15 protein-coding genes are annotated in these 14,310 nt (G+C 63.1%); 8 read left to right on the plus strand and 7 right to left on the minus strand.

The features are described from left to right. Positions 1 to 52: 52 nt before the first annotated feature. The gene (locus tag HX812_RS14025) at positions 53 to 1,666 is read right to left on the minus strand and encodes an argininosuccinate lyase (RefSeq protein WP_038844272.1); all 1,614 of its coding nucleotides are present in this window, start codon (positions 1,664 to 1,666) and stop codon (positions 53 to 55) included. A 209-nt stretch (positions 1,667 to 1,875) separates the two neighbouring features. On the opposite strand from HX812_RS14025, the gene HX812_RS14030 reads away from it, so the two are divergent. From HX812_RS14030 to HX812_RS14040, 3 genes are all read left to right on the plus strand, one after another. Next, positions 1,876 to 2,799 carry a LysR family transcriptional regulator gene (locus tag HX812_RS14030; RefSeq protein WP_038844270.1) on the plus strand — a complete coding sequence of 308 codons (924 nt, stop codon included), beginning with the start codon at positions 1,876 to 1,878 and terminating at the stop codon, positions 2,797 to 2,799. A 92-nt stretch (positions 2,800 to 2,891) separates the two neighbouring features. Further along, complete coding sequence (locus HX812_RS14035; protein WP_038844268.1) at positions 2,892 to 3,347, plus strand: (2Fe-2S)-binding protein; 456 nt, start codon at positions 2,892 to 2,894, stop codon at positions 3,345 to 3,347. Beyond that, positions 3,344 to 5,458 (plus strand): molybdopterin cofactor-binding domain-containing protein, encoded by a 2,115-nt coding sequence (locus tag HX812_RS14040; RefSeq protein WP_050572399.1) that lies wholly within the window; start codon positions 3,344 to 3,346, stop codon positions 5,456 to 5,458. The genes HX812_RS14035 and HX812_RS14040 overlap by 4 nt, the downstream gene beginning before the upstream one ends. Positions 5,459 to 5,518: 60 nt before the next feature. Here the strand turns inward: HX812_RS14040 and HX812_RS14045 are convergent, their stop codons facing one another. Together HX812_RS14045 and HX812_RS14050 are read right to left on the minus strand one after the other, a co-directional pair. Continuing rightward, positions 5,519 to 5,986 (minus strand): copper chaperone PCu(A)C, encoded by a 468-nt coding sequence (locus tag HX812_RS14045; protein ID WP_033896646.1) that lies wholly within the window; start codon positions 5,984 to 5,986, stop codon positions 5,519 to 5,521. Continuing rightward, the gene (locus HX812_RS14050) at positions 5,986 to 6,594 is read right to left on the minus strand and encodes an SCO family protein (protein ID WP_016976099.1); all 609 of its coding nucleotides are present in this window, start codon (positions 6,592 to 6,594) and stop codon (positions 5,986 to 5,988) included. Before HX812_RS14050 ends, HX812_RS14045 begins: the two co-directional genes overlap by 1 nt. A gap of 164 nt (positions 6,595 to 6,758) precedes the next feature. Here HX812_RS14050 and HX812_RS14055 point away from each other — a divergent pair, with 164 nt between their 5' ends. Beyond that, positions 6,759 to 7,142 carry a DUF2946 domain-containing protein gene (locus HX812_RS14055; RefSeq protein WP_038844264.1) on the plus strand — a complete coding sequence of 128 codons (384 nt, stop codon included), beginning with the start codon at positions 6,759 to 6,761 and terminating at the stop codon, positions 7,140 to 7,142. Positions 7,143 to 7,204: 62 nt separating this feature from the next. Continuing rightward, a complete protein-coding gene (locus HX812_RS14060) occupies positions 7,205 to 7,750 on the plus strand; it encodes a putative natural product biosynthesis protein (protein WP_038844262.1) in 546 nt (181 codons plus the stop codon). Here HX812_RS14060 and HX812_RS14065 read toward each other — a convergent pair. Further along, entirely contained in the window at positions 7,725 to 8,639 is a 915-nt protein-coding gene (locus tag HX812_RS14065) for an aromatic alcohol reductase (protein WP_038844260.1), read from the minus strand. The genes HX812_RS14060 and HX812_RS14065 overlap by 26 nt on opposite strands. A gap of 91 nt (positions 8,640 to 8,730) precedes the next feature. Here HX812_RS14065 and HX812_RS14070 point away from each other — a divergent pair, with 91 nt between their 5' ends. Next, positions 8,731 to 9,126: a helix-turn-helix domain-containing protein gene (locus tag HX812_RS14070; RefSeq protein WP_038844258.1), complete on the plus strand. Its 396-nt coding sequence runs from the start codon at positions 8,731 to 8,733 to the stop codon at positions 9,124 to 9,126. On the opposite strand, the gene HX812_RS14075 is transcribed toward HX812_RS14070, so the two are convergent. After that, positions 9,127 to 10,008 carry a LysR family transcriptional regulator gene (locus HX812_RS14075; RefSeq protein WP_038844256.1) on the minus strand — a complete coding sequence of 294 codons (882 nt, stop codon included), beginning with the start codon at positions 10,006 to 10,008 and terminating at the stop codon, positions 9,127 to 9,129. A gap of 154 nt (positions 10,009 to 10,162) precedes the next feature. Between HX812_RS14075 and HX812_RS14080 the strand changes: the two genes are divergently transcribed. Both HX812_RS14080 and HX812_RS14085 read left to right on the plus strand, forming a co-directional pair. Then, positions 10,163 to 11,185 (plus strand): NAD(P)-dependent alcohol dehydrogenase, encoded by a 1,023-nt coding sequence (locus HX812_RS14080; protein ID WP_038844254.1) that lies wholly within the window; start codon positions 10,163 to 10,165, stop codon positions 11,183 to 11,185. Further along, complete coding sequence (locus HX812_RS14085; protein ID WP_038844252.1) at positions 11,182 to 12,336, plus strand: MFS transporter; 1,155 nt, start codon at positions 11,182 to 11,184, stop codon at positions 12,334 to 12,336. The genes HX812_RS14080 and HX812_RS14085 overlap by 4 nt, the downstream gene beginning before the upstream one ends. Here the strand turns inward: HX812_RS14085 and HX812_RS14090 are convergent, their stop codons facing one another. Both HX812_RS14090 and HX812_RS14095 read right to left on the minus strand, forming a co-directional pair. Continuing rightward, positions 12,337 to 13,080, minus strand: a complete 744-nt coding sequence (locus HX812_RS14090; protein WP_038844250.1) for an SDR family NAD(P)-dependent oxidoreductase — start codon at positions 13,078 to 13,080, stop codon at positions 12,337 to 12,339. It abuts the gene before it with no gap. 145 nt (positions 13,081 to 13,225) lie between these two features. After that, on the minus strand, positions 13,226 to 14,179 hold the full coding sequence (locus HX812_RS14095; RefSeq protein ID WP_038844248.1) for a LysR family transcriptional regulator: 954 nt from the start codon (positions 14,177 to 14,179) through the stop codon (positions 13,226 to 13,228). Between the last annotated feature and the right edge of the window lie 131 nt (positions 14,180 to 14,310).

Genomic DNA, 14,310 nt, shown 5'->3' on the forward strand with positions numbered 1-14,310 from the left:
AAGCCCGCTCACCACAGTAGCAAAAGCAAACCGCAACATTGTGGACCGGGTGTTAGCCCTTGAGCTTATCGAACGCCTTATCGAGATTTTCTTCAGCGCCCTTGAGCTTCTCACGCCGCTCTTTCAACCACTGCTGATCGCCTTCCAGCGTCTTGCGCGCCTCCACCAGCATGCGCTTGACCTCCTGCGGCTGCGGCCCGCCCGTGCCTTTGCGCGTCTGCACCATGGTGGTTGGCGACAGCGCCGCACGGAAGCCGGCCTCGTCCAGCGGCAAGGTATTGGGCGTCCACTTGTATTTGTCCGCCGCCTGGCGATACAGCTTCTGCGCGTCGGCGTAGGGGAAGGTTTTCGGCGTGGTGCCGTTGCTGCGCGCTTCGGTGACGATCAGCGAGGCAAAGCTGTGGCCAATCCGGAACGGCACCTTGAACTGGCGCTCCAGGGTGTCGGCCAGCTCCATTGAGGTGGTCCATTCCGATTCCAGTTCTTCCAATGCGCGCTGCGGGTTGATCTGCAGCGCGTCGAGCACGGCATCCATGCTGTCGAACATTTCCTGGGTGGAACGGAACACGCCCAGGGAATCGAACGCGAATTTGTAGTCGGTCATGCCGGTGGTGACGTTGTGCGCGCGCAAGGTCACCGCCTGGGCCAGGCCGACCACATCCGAGGCGGTCTCGCGGGCACGCATCAGCAGGCCTGGGTTGCGTTTTTGCGGCATGGCGCTGCTGGTGTAAGTGGCTTCTTCATCCAACAGCAACCATGGGCGGATCTGGTGATACTGGGTGTGGATGTCGCCAATCATGGCGCCCACGCGAATCGCCGATGAGGACGCCAGGTTGGCTGCCTCGAGCGGAATGTCATAGGTCGACACCTGGCTGGAATCCAATGAATTCTCACGCACCCCATCAAAGCCCAGCAGCTCGGCCAAGCGCTCGCGGTTCAGCGGGTAGGCCGAGTTGGCCAGCACGGCGGTGCCCATCGGGCTTTTGTTCAGGCGTGTGTACAGCTCGCGGATACGTTGGCCGTCTCGGTCGAACGCGGCCTCAAAGGCCAGCAGGTAGTGAGCATAGCTGATCGGCATGGCCTGCACGCCGTTGGTGTAGGCCGGCACCAGGGTGTCGACGTTCTTGTCGGCAATGTTCAACAGGCGCAGGCGCGTGGCGTTGAGGGCTTCGCTGTAGGCCAGCACCTGGCTGCGCAGGGCGGCCAGGCGGTAAGTGGCGAGCATGTCCTGGCGACTGCGGCCGGAATGGATCAGCGAGGCCTCGGGACCGATCTTGTCGGTCATGATTTTTTCCAGTTGCAGCACATCGCTCGGGCGCGTGCCGCCGGGCTGGTCGGCCTGGGCAATCGCATAACGCACGCCGCCAGCGATCTTCTGGCCCATCTCGGGTTTCACAATGCCTTCTTCGGTGAGCATCACGATCGAGGCTTTGTTGATGCGGTTGAGCCAGGCGAATTGAGTCTGGGTGGGATCGCCTTTGGCTTTGCGCTCGGTTTGCGCACTGTCCGGCGTGGCGCCGACTTTTGCGGCCTGAGCGGCGCATTGTTCGGTGGTGGTGCAGGGCAGCTCGCCGGTGTTGGCCGCGTAGGCGCCAACACTGTTGAACAGGGCGAAAGCCACCGCCAGGTGCAGCAGGCTTTTTAGGGCGCGGGGGGATGAGTTCACAGGAATACCCGATTTATTGTTGGAATTGTGAGCCGTCAGGCTATCGAGTCTGTTTTCAGATTGAAAATATATAGTAAGTGTTGATGGCAGAGCTTTTAGGTATGGATACAGCATTGGATTGAATGCACTAGCCCTCTAATGCTGTTCAGGCTTTGAAGCATGTCTTCACAATGCTTGTGCTATACCGTTCATTTTCTGCGGAACCCTTTATGCGCCAGGATCAACTCGACGGGCTGGTGACATTCGTTTGCGTCGCTGAACATGCCAGCTTTTCGGCCGCCGCCGTGCGCCTGGGTGTGTCGCCGTCGGCGGTCAGCCAGGTCATTCGCAACCTGGAGCGGCGCCTGGGCGTTGCGTTGTTCAATCGCACCACCCGCAGTGTCAGCCTCACGGAAGCAGGTCTGGGCTTCCTGGCCAAGGTGCAACCGGCGGTCAGCGCCTTGGCGGCTGCGGCCCTGGAAGTCGGTGACAGCAGCGGCTCACCCTCAGGCTTGCTGCGTCTCAACGTGCCGCGCGCCGCGTACATGACCGTGCTGCAACCGGTGCTCGCGGCATTTCTGCAGGCGCACCCGCAGATTGACCTCGAACTGACGATGGAAAATGCCCTGGTGGACATCGTGCGCCTGGGCTATGACGCCGGTATCCGTTTTGGCGATTTCGTCGAGCAGGATATGGTCGCGGTCAAGGTCGGCCCCGCTCTGCGCATGCGTGTGATCGCATCACCGGCCTACCTGGCCCGGCACGACACACCGCAGCACCCCAGCGAATTGCTCCAGCACAACTGCATCACGTTTCGTGCGTCCAGCGGCGTGGTCGAGCGCTGGGACTTCGCCAGGGGCCTGGAAACCCTGCAACTGCCGGTGCGCGGGCGGATGATCGTCAACGACTCGTCGGCCCTGGTGCAAAGCGTGCTGGATGGCCTGGGCATCGGCTACATGATCAGCGGTCACATCGACCCCTTTATCGCCCGTGGTGAACTGGTCAGCCTGTTCGAGGACTGGTGCCCGGCCTTGCCCGGCTTCACCCTGTATTACTCCGATCGCCGTCGCGTGAGCCGCAAGCTGCGCGCACTGATCGACTTTCTGCGCGAGCCGTCCAGCCTCGCGCCGTCGCCACCACTGCAAGTACTTTAGTAAGTTTGCCTTCATAGCCTATGCGGGCTGGCGACGTTCTGTGCCGCACGGCGTGCTCCTAAGATGGTCCGTCCATCCTCAGGAGTTGTCCCATGGCCCAGACGCTGAATATCAATGGCACCCCGCACACCGTGGATGTCGATGACGACACGCCGCTGCTCTGGGTGTTGCGTGATGTGCTGGGCATGACCGGCACCAAATTCGGTTGCGGCATGGCCCTGTGCGGCGCCTGCACGGTGCAGATGAATGGCACGCCGATCCGCGCGTGCGTGATGCCGGTGAGTGCGTTGGCGGGGGCCAGCATCACCACCATCGAAGCCATCGGCGAAACCCCCGCCGGCCAGAAGATCCAGGCCGCCTGGCGCGACTTGGAAGTGGTGCAATGCGGCTACTGCCAGTCCGGGCAGATCATGTCCGCCTCGGCGTTGTTGGCCAGCAACCCGAACCCCAGTGACAGTGATATCGACAACGCCATGGCCGGCAACATCTGCCGCTGCGGCACCTACGTGCGCATCCGAGCGGCGATCAAGCAGGCGGCCAGCGCATGATCACACGACGTGGTTTTCTCAAGGTCAGTGCCGCCAGCGGCGGTGGTTTGCTGCTGAGCCTGAGTTTGCCCATGGGGCAGGTTGTTGCGGATGAAGCCGGGGTGTTTGCGCCGAATGCGTTTATCCGGATCGATCGCGACGGCCGGGTGACCTTCACCATCGCCCAGGTGGAAATGGGGCAGGGCACCTACACCTCGATCCCCGTGTTGATTGCCGAAGAGCTGGCAGTGCGCCTGGATCAGGTCACCCTCGAGCACGCCCCCGCGGATAACAAACGCTATGCCAACCCGTTGCTGGGTTTCCAGGTCACGGGCGGTTCCACCTCGGTACGCAGTGCCTGGACCCCTTTGCGTCAGGCCGGGGCCACTGCGCGCACCTTGCTGCTGGAGGCCGCCGCCTTGTACTGGAACGTGGCGCCAAGCCGTTGCAGCGCGCGCGAAGGCGTGGTCTATCACGCCGACAGCCAACGGCAACTGGCCTATGGCGAATTGGTGCAAAAGGCCGCGACCTTGCCGCTGCCGGACAAGGTCGAACTCAAGAGCGCCGAACACTTCCAACTGATCGGCCTGACCCGCCAGCGCACCGACTCGGCCAGCAAGGTCAACGGCACTGCCCGCTATGGCATCGATGCGCGGCCTGAGGGCTTCAAGGTGGCCGCGATCCTGACCTGCCCGGTAATCGGCGGCACCCTGGCCGGTGTCGATGACCACGCCGCGCTGTCGGTGAAGGGCGTGCTGCAGGTGTTGCGTACCGACACTGCCGTGGCCGTGGTGGCCGAGCACATGGGCGCTGCGCGCAAGGCCCTGGCGCTGCTGAGTGTGCAGTGGAACGAAGGCATCAATGGCCAGTTCTCCACGGCGCAGATGCTCGCGGACATCGAACAGGCCTCCCAGGCGGCGGGTGCGGTGGTGAAGACCGTGGGCAACGCCGAACAGGCGTTGGCCGGCGCCAGCAAGATCCTGGAGGCCGTGTACGAAGTGCCGTTTCTGGCGCATGCGTGCATGGAACCGGTGAACTGCACCGTGCATGTACGGCCCGATGGCTGCGACCTGTGGCTCGGCAGCCAGGTACCGGCGCGGGCCCAGGCGGTGGCGATGCAGCAGACGGGCCTGGCGGAAAACCAGGTGCAGGTACACAACCATTTGCTCGGCGGCGGCTTCGGTCGGCGCCTGGACGTGGACTTCGTGGCCCACGCCGTGGCCTTTGCCAAGCAAGTGACATTTCCCCTCAAAGTCATCTGGTCGCGTGAGGAAGACACCCGCCACAGCACCTTGCGCCCTTACCATTTCAACCACCTCAGCGCCGGGCTCGATGCCAGCGGCAAACCCACCGTGTGGACCCATAAAGTCACCGGCTCATCGATCCTCGCGCGCTGGTTGCCGGAGCGCTTCACCCATGGCATCGACGGTGATGCAATCCGCGACCCCAGCGGCCCCTATGACTTCGCCCATATCGGCGTGAACTACGTGCGCCACGAACCGCCCGCCGGCATTACCACGGGTTTCTGGCGGGGAGTGGGGCATACCCAGAATGTGTTTATGGTGGAAGGTTTCATCGACGAACTGGCCCATCTGGCCGGGCAGGATCCGATCGTCTATCGCCTGGCCCTGCTGGACAAACATCCGCGTGCGCGCAAGGTGCTGGAGGCCGTGGCGCAACACGCCCAATGGGGCACGTCGCTGGCGCCAGGACGTGGTCGGGGGGTGGCATTGACCTTTTGTTTTGGCACCTACGCGGCGCAGGTGGCAGAAGTCAGTGTGGAGGCGGGCCAGGTGCGGGTGCACAAGGTCACCTGCGTGGTGGACTGCGGCCGTGCCATCGTGCCCGACAGCGTGGTCGCGCAGATGCAGGGTGGGGCAATCTTCGGCCTGACGGCGGCGTTGTTCGGCAACATCACCTTCAAGGATGGGCGAGTGGAACAGGCCAATTTCGACAGCTACCGCCTGCTGCGGATGAATGAAGCGCCGCTGATCGACACGTACCTGCTGGACAGCGAGGAAACACCGGGCGGGATTGGCGAGGTGTCGACGGTGACGATTGCTCCGGCGGTGGTGAACGCGGTGTTTGCGGCGACGGGCAAGCGCGTGCGCCGGTTGCCTATTGTTGTGTGACTGATTCGAGCAGGGCTTTGTGGTGGGCAGGTTTGCCCGCTCACCACAGAAGCCCGTGCCTCAATGCATCTTGCTGTGGTCCATCCCATCTACGCCACGGGCCGGGGCCTTCACTTCAATCGCCTGCTTTTCGCCCTTGGCATTTTGTACGGTCAGGGTCAGCGGCACTTGGTCGCCTTCCTTGATCTGGCCGGTCAGGCCCATCAGCATTACGTGGTAGCCGTTGGGGTCGAGGGTCACGGCCTTGCCGGCGGGCAGGGCTACCGAGTCCACCGGGCCCATGCGCATGACGTCGTCCTTCATGCTCATTTCATGGATCTGCACGTCCTTGGCCACCGGCGAGGCCACGCTCAGCAGTTTGCTGTCAGTGTCGGCGGTGACGGTCATGAACGCGCCGCTCGACGGCTGGCCCGGCACGGTGGCGCGTACCCAGGCGTCGGTGACTTGCACCTGGGCACTGGCGTGGGCGGCGAGGCCCAGCAGGGTCATGCCGATGAGGGTGCGTTTGAGGTGTTGAACGGCAGTCATTAGCAGACCTCCATGACGGTGAGCAGGTCTTCTGCGCACTCTTTAGCGGTAAGGGATGCCTGCAGGCCCAGGCGCAGGTTGCCACGGGTGTCGAACACGAAACTGGTGGCGGTGTGGGACAGGGTGTAGGTGTCGCCGGCGGGGATCTTTTCATAAAAGATCCCGAATTCCTTGGCGGCCACGGCGATTTCTTCCGGGGTGCCGTACAGCGCTTCGAAGCTCGGATCGAAAGCCTTGACGTACTTGTCGAGAATCTCGGGGGTGTCGCGTTCCGGGTCCAGGGTGATGAACACCACCTGCATGATTTCGCCGTCGCGGCCCATCAGCTTCTTGGCCTGCGCAGCGCGCGCCAGGGTGGTCGGGCACACGGCCGGGCATTGGGTGAAACCGAAGAACACCACCGGCATCAGGCCACGGAACGAGCTCAAGGTGACGGTTTCGCCGTCAGTGTTCTTGAGCTTGAAGGTACGGCCCATGATCTTGTCGCTCAGGTCCTTGCCGTACTTGAAGTTCAGCTTGGGGCTGTAGTCACAGCCGCCCAGCAGGCTGCCCAGGCCCAGCAGGCCCATTCCGGTCAGCACTTTGCGGCGGGTGAATAAGGTACTCATCAACTGTGCATCCTGTGAAACGCCTGCATTGCTCTGGATCAATACGTCAGGCTTTGAGGGCGCCCAGTCTACCAACCCTGGGAAGTGCACGTAATCTGCGACGTTCTGCCACAGGGGCCTGCGACACTTCATCCTTGGGCGGCTCTGGTGGTAGAGTCGCCGCCATGAAATTGAGCCACCCCGACCGTTCCCTGATTGCCTGGGCCCTGTACTTCTGCGTGCTGATGAACCTGTTCGTCTGCGGTTTGGGGCATGGGCAGATGATGGGCCAGGAGTTGAATGGCATCGGCGGGGCGTTCTGTTCGGTGGACGGCAAGCCAGCGCCACTTTCCGACAAAGGGTTAGGCAGCCCGTCTTCCAGCAACATCTCGAACTACTTTGCTTGCCCGGTCTGCAACGCCTTGACGGTCACCCTGGTGTTTTTGGTCGGCCTGGCCTGGTTGCTCGGCCTGGGACAAACCCCGCGCCCGGCTCATGAGCGGCGCAACAAGGCGCCGCCGCGTTACTCCTGGCCGTCGGCCAACCCCCGCGCTTCCCCCGCATTCTGACGTATGCCTTGGGCCTCCCGTGATCGGGTGGCATTCCCTCGTCATGACTGTGAGTGCGTTTTATGAACCACCTGTTGCCCGCAGGCGCCAGCCGCCTGGTCAGCAAGGCGTCCCGCCGCCTGCACGCGGAACCGGCGCCGCCTGAATACCCGAGTAATTCCCGCAACTTCGTGCACCTGGATGCGCGGTTGTTGCCGTATTGGCACACCCTGTTCGATATCTGCCCGGCGCTGCTCAAGCTGGATCCGCCTGAAGGATTGAACCTGTTCCGCAGCTTTATGACCTGGGCTTATCGCCACCGGCCGCCACTGGATTGGACCTATCACCTGAATGTCTGCCGTTGGCTGCTGGGCTCGCCGTATCGGGCGCAGATCGACGACGAACCGATCGAGGCGTTCATGGCGGCGGCTGCCGCGCGCTGGGTCAATACGGACGCAAGCCAGGCCCAGGGAGTGGCCCTGGCCTGGCAGGCGTCACGGGTTGTCGATTGGAAAGACCCCCGCTTTTTCGGGGCCGAACCGCAGGCGTTACCGCCGTCTCCTTGGGATTTCGCCTGGTGCCCGTTAACGGCGCGCGGTGGTTTCAGTGGGTGGTTGTCGGTGCCTTGAGGTGCTGTCGGATCCATTGCTCGACGCCTGTCACCGCAATGCGCTGCCCGGCATTGAAGGTCACGGCGGGGTCCCAGGCCACGCCGTTGCCCTGGGCGAATACGGCGCGGTACTTCTTCAGGTTGTCGTCGGGGTCCTGGGCCAATTCTGCCAGCAACCTTGGCACCGACCAGGCTTCGCGCTGGAGTTGCAGGCCGAGGGTGGCGTCCACGGTGTCCGCCAATTGCCCATAAGTCAGGGTGTCGCCGGCGGTGAACACCACCTGATTGCTCAGCGAGGGTTCGGCCAGCACGATGCGTGCGGTCAACCGGCCGATATCTTCCGGTGTGGTGACTGTGACGGCGGTGCCCCAGTCGCCCAGGGCATGCACGCGGTTTTGCGCCAGGTCGACTACGCCAAATGACGGCTCGAACAGAAAACTGGTGAACATGCCGGTGGAGATGATCAGCCATTGCGTGGCCTGTTGCCCGCGCAGCAGGTCGCGCACATCCAGTTGTTCGTCGAACGTGTCTTGCGGGCTGCCGCGACCGATCACGTCGTAATCCACGCCGAATTGCCACGGCACATAGCGCTGCACGCCGCCTTCAATGGCCGCGCGTGCCAGCTTGCGTTGGGTGCCGGGGCCGGCGGCGAAACCGGTGCAGCAGATCACAGTGTGGAAAGGCGCAAACCGTTCGGCGAGCGCACCTTGGCTATCGTTCTGTAGATCACCGACGACCAGCTCTACACCGCGCTCACGCAGGGTGTTGGCCGCCGCCGAGTGCAGGCTGGCGGGGCGCAGCAATACAGCGATGCGTGTGGTGCGGGGCTCGGCCAGCTCGGCCAGTGCGTGCAACACGGCCATGCCCAGTTCGCCGGCACCGAGTACCAGGAGAGAAGAGGGGATCATAGGAGGCTCCGTCTGTGTGGAAAGTCGTGGCATGCTTGCAGAATTAATCGCTGCGCATAAGAAGGCACACCCGTGATACCGAGGCTCTTCCATGGATAACGACGAGATCATCCTCCGCTCGCAAGCCGCCTGCGACGCCCTCAGCGCCGACGACGACGGCCTCAAGCGCGAGGTGCTGACCCACGCGGGAAACCGTTGGTCCTTGGGCATCGTGCATGTGTTGGGGGTGAGCGGGCGCCTGCGTCACGCCGAGATCGGCCGGCGCATGCAGGGCGTGACCCAACGCATGCTGACCCGCACCTTGCGCCAGCTGGAACGTGACGGTTTAGTGCTGCGCCATGATTTTCGCGAAGTACCGCCGAGGGTCGAATACGAGCTGTCGAGCCTGGGCACGGAACTGCTGGTGCATATGATCCCGCTGTGGACCTGGGTGGTGGAGAAGGGCGATGAATTCCGCCGTGCGCGTGAGCGGTTTGACCACGCCTGATCAGGCAAACAGCCGCGCTTTGAGAAAGTCGATAAACACGCGCAGCTTGGGCGACGGGTGCCGACTCGATGGCCACATCATGCGAAAGCTGCCGCGCTCGGTGCAGTCGTGCAGCACCTGCACCAATTCGCCGCTTTCGAGCCATTCACGTATGGCAAAGTCAGGCAAGTAAGCGAGGCCAATGCCCTGGCGCGCAAAGCACACCCTGGCTTCAAGGTTGTTGCAGATCATCGCGGCGGGCAACTGCATGTCCAGCTCGACGCCGTCCTGGCGCAGCGGCCAGCGTTGCAACTTGCCGGTATTGGGGAAGCGGAACAGGATGCAGCTGTGCGCGGCCAGGTCACTGGGGTGCCCAGGCGTGCCTCGGCTGGCGAGGTAGGCAGGGGCTGCCACGACGATCATCCGGTAGTCCCCGACCAGTCGTGAACTCAAGCGCGAGTCCGGCGCTTCGCCGCTGCGCAGCACCGCGTCGTAGCCTTCTTCCACCACGTCCACGCGGCGGTCGGTGAAGCTCAGGTCCAACTCGACGTCGGGATAGTCCTTCTTGAAGTCGGCCAGTACCGGCAGAAACGGATGACCCACCAGCGGCAGGCTGACCTTGAGACGGCCACGGGGCGCCTGGCTGACCTGGGACAACTCCGCCTCGGCTTCCTCGATCTCCAGCAGGATGCGCCGGCTTCGCTCCAGGAACAGTTCGCCCTCGGCGGTCAGGGTCACGCTGCGCGTACTGCGGTGGAACAGTCGGACGCCCAGGCGCTCCTCCAGCCGCGCCACGCTTTTGCCGACCGCCGATGCGGTAATACCCAACACACGGCCTGCGCCGACAAAACTGTGGGTGTGGGCGACCTGCACAAAGGCATTCAGGGTGGTGAGGCTGTCCATCGATGCACCGATTGGCGACGGGAAGTGCCGCTACCCTAGCGCAATTGCCGGCATTGCGGAATGAAAGCTCCGTAGACACAGGAACTGCCCCCTACTTAATCCCGTGAAGCGCGGTTCTTATCCTTGCGCCAAATCCTTCACGAGAGACTTGAACATGACCGACATGATGCAGCGCTGGGAAATCCCGAGCTTTGGTCTTCACACCTTGCACCTGGCCCGCGTGCCGCGACCGGTCGCCAAGGCCGGGGAAGTGCTGGTGCGCATTGCGGCGGTATCGCTCAACTACCGTGATGCCGAAGTGGCGGAAAACGGCATGGGCGCCAGCCTGCAATTTCCCTTCACCCCGGCCTCGGACATGACGGGCACGGTAGTGGCGGTGGGCGAGGGCGTGCAACGCTTCAAAGTGGGCGACCAGGTGCTGTCGAGCTTCTTTGCCGGCTGGGTCGATGGCCAGCCATTGTCCTGGGCCGAGGCACCACCGCAAGGCGGTCCGATCCCCGGCATGCTCGCCGAATACGTGGCCACACCCGCCGAGTGGTGCGTCCTGGCGCCACGCTCGCTGAGCGCTGCCCAAGCCAGTACCTTGCCGGTGGCGGGGTTGACGGCCTGGATGGCCCTGGTTGAACTCGGCCACCTGCACGCCGGCCAGACCGTCGTGGTGCAAGGCACCGGTGGCGTGTCGCTGTTTGCCGTGCAGTTGGCGGCGGCCCACGGCGCCCGCGTGATCATCACCAGCAGCAGCGATAAAAAAATTGCGCGTGCCGTTGAGTTGGGCGCGACCCATGGCATCCACCGTGGGCGCGTGCCGGACTGGCACACCGCGGTGCTGGAGCTCACCGGCGGACGCGGCGCCGAGCATGTGCTGGAAATGGCCGGCGGCGACAACCTGGCGCGCTCACTGCAAGCGGTGGCCAACGGCGGGCGTATCTCGGTGATCGGCTTGCTGGAGAGTGACCAGTTGAGCGCGCCGCTGATGAGCCTGCTGGCCAAGCGCGCATCCATCGTCGGCGTGGCCGTGGGCCCGCGCCGCGCCCTTGAAGACCTGATCCGCATGGTGGATCGACACACCCTTGCCCCGGTGATCGACCACACCTACCGGTTTACCGAGGTGCCTCAAGCCTTCGCTCATTTGCAGCGTGGCGCTTTCGGCAAAGTGGTGATCGAGGTCAGCCCGTGATCTACCTCATTCTTGGGTTGTTCGGCCTGTACACGTTGGAATTTGGCGTGTTGGGCATTTTGCCGATGATCGTCGAGCGTTTCGGTATCAGCGTGTCCCAGGCGGGGTGGTTGATGGGCTTGTTTGCGTTGATCGTCGCGGTGCTGGGGCCGTTCCTGGTGTTGCTGGCCTCGCGGCTGGCGCGCAAGAAGATCCTGGTGGGGGCGTTGCTGGGCTTCTCGGTGTGCAGTGTGTTGTCGGCGTTTGCGCCGAACTTCGAAACGCTGATGGCGCTGCGCGTGATCCCGGCCATGCTGCACCCGGTGTTTTTTGCTGCGGCATTTTCCACGGCGGTCTCGCTGTACCCCAAGGAACGCGCTGCCCATGCCACGGCCCTGGCGGTAGTGGGTACCACCCTCGGGCTGGTGCTGGGCGTGCCGTTGACTACCTGGGTGGGTGCGCGTATTTCCTATGAAGCCTCGTTCTATTTTTGTGCACTGGCGACGGCAGTGGCGGCGTTGGGTGTGTTGATCAAACTGCCCGATCATGCGCGCGCGGCGCCGTTGAGTTTCGGCAAGCAACTGGCCGTGCTGCGCAGCCTCTCGGTGTGGCTGGCAATCATTGCCACCGTGCTGGTATTCAGCACGATGTTTTCGGTGTACAGCTACGCCGCCGAATACCTCAAGACCCAGGTTGGCATGGACGGCCAGACCATCAGCCTGATGCTGGTGATCTTTGGCATCGGCGGTGTGGTCGGTAATCTGCTGGTGGGGCGTTTGCTCAGTCGACACCTGGTGGTGACGGCCGTGGGGTATCCGGTGGTGTTGGCGGTGGCGTACCTGGTGTTGTATGGGTTTGGCAGCCTGTCGTGGGGGTCGATGAGTGTGATCGTGTTGCTCTGGGGCGCGGCGCATACCTGCGGCCTGGTCGTCACGCAAGTCTGGCTCACGTCTTCGGCACCCCAGGCGCATGAGTTCGCGACCAGCCTTTACGTGTCGTCGGCAAATGCCGGCGTGGTGATCGGCGCGTCCATGGGCGGGCTGTTCATCAATGCCTTCGGCACCACCGGGGTGATTGGCTGCGGGTTGGTCTTTGCCGGGTTGTCGCTGCTGGTGATTGCCTGGAAGGCCCTGGCATTCGGCGATGCCAAGGGCCTGCCTGCACGGGCGTGATCAGCGCAAGGTATACCCGCCGTCCACTACCCAGTCCTGGCCGAATACGCTGCGTGCGCCTTGGCTCAGCTGGAACAGGATCACATCGGCCACCGCGCCGGGTTCCAGGAACTGCCCGTCGAGCAGCCGTGCGTTGACGGTCTTCGCCACGGAGCCGAGTGACTCGTCATTGAGCCCCAGCGTGCTCCAGATCGGGGTGGCGGTCGGGCCGGGCGAGACCATGTTCAGCCGAATGCCGTGGGGCGCCAGCTCCACCGCAAGGGTGCGAACCTGGGCCCGCAGCGCGGCTTTTGAGGCAATGTAGGCGGCCAATCCGGGGAAGGTCACCCGCTCCAGGAACGTCCCGATGAACACGACCGACGCCTGCGCTGCCAACTGCCCGCGCAGGCTGCCCAGGGTGTTCAGCGCGCCGGCCCCGTTGACCGCCCATTGTCGGTCAAACGCCGCCAGGTCGAGCCCGTCGGCCAGCTGTGCAATCCCCGCGTTTGGCACCAGGCAATCCACCGGGCCGATCGATGCTGCCAATTGCGCCAGGCGTGCCAGGTCGGCAGCCTCGGTGACATCGCCGCTGAGCCACGACAACTGCTCGCTAAACGTCTCGGCCAGCTCGCCGAGCCCACCCCATTGACGCGACATCGCCACCACCTTCGCACCGCGTTCGAGCAGGCGCTGGGTCACGGCCAGGCCGATACCGGAACTGGCGCCGGTGACGACGGCAAGGCGTTGGTTGAATTCATTGCTCATGGTGATCTCTCTGTGGGTGTCGAAGATTCACTTCACACCCATCAGGAATCATGCCAGCTAATAACTGTAAATAAATCAATTGGATAGTGAGTTCCAGGTCATTTTGACCACAACGTTTTGTAGTCGCAATGACGAGCTGTAGTCGTTATGACTCGACGACGCTGAGCGGTGCGCGGGTTTTCAGCACGGCCTTATGGTCAGCGAGCACTTCCGGCAGGGAACTGCGCAGGTATTCCACCCAGGTCTTGATCTTGGCATCCAGGTAATGCCGGGAAGGGTAGATGGCGTACAGGCTGAGTTCTTCCAGGCGGTAGTCGGGCAGTACGCGGACCAGGCTGCCGCTGCGCAGTCCCTTGATCGCGGCGTGCACCGGCAGAATGCCGATACCCATGTCATTGCTGATCGCGGTTTTCATCGCGTCGACCGAGTCCACCAGGAACGGCGAGTGGGTGATGATGACGTTTTCCTTGCCGTTGGGACCGTCGAACGTCCAGTCCTCCAGGGGGATCACGGGGCTGACCAGGCGCAGGCAGGCGTGGTCGAGCAGGTCCTTGGGAACTTGCGCGATACCGTGGTTTTTCACGTAGGAAGGCGATGCGCAGACGATGCTGTAGGTCGTCCCGAGTTTTTGCGAAACATGGCTGGAGTCCGGCAAGTCGATGGCCAGCACGATGGACACGTCGAAACCCTCGTGCACCAGGTCGGGCGTACGGTTGCTCATGCTCAGGTTGAAGGTCACGTCCGGGTAGTGTTGGCGGTAACGGGCAATGGCGTCCACGACGTAATGCTGGCCGATGCCCGTCATCGAATGCACCTTGAGCTGGCCGATAGGACGGGTGTGGGCATCGCCGGCTTCCACTTCGGCTTCTTCGATCGAATGCAGGATCTGCTCGCACCGCAGCAGGTAGCGTTGCCCTGATTCGGTGAGGGCAATGCGGCGCGTGGTGCGATTGAACAGGCGCGTGCGCAGGTGGGCCTCCAGGTTGGAGATGGAGCGCGAAACGTGGGTGGTGTTGGTCTTCAGGCGCAAGGCCGCGCTGGTGAAACTGCCGGCTTCGGCGACGCAACGGAAGATGCGCATGTTCTGCAGAATGTCCATCGGGGCTTACCAGGGATGACGAGTTTTTCCAGTGTGACATGAAGACGCTGGGCGCTGTAAACGCTATTTATTGTGGAGTTTTGCGTAACAGTCATTCACGTTCTGGATGACTTACCGACCCTGGCACAACT

It is taken from the genome of Pseudomonas sp. IPO3749 (genome assembly GCF_013386605.1).
In the GTDB taxonomy this organism is placed as follows: domain Bacteria; phylum Pseudomonadota; class Gammaproteobacteria; order Pseudomonadales; family Pseudomonadaceae; genus Aquipseudomonas; species Aquipseudomonas azotoformans_A.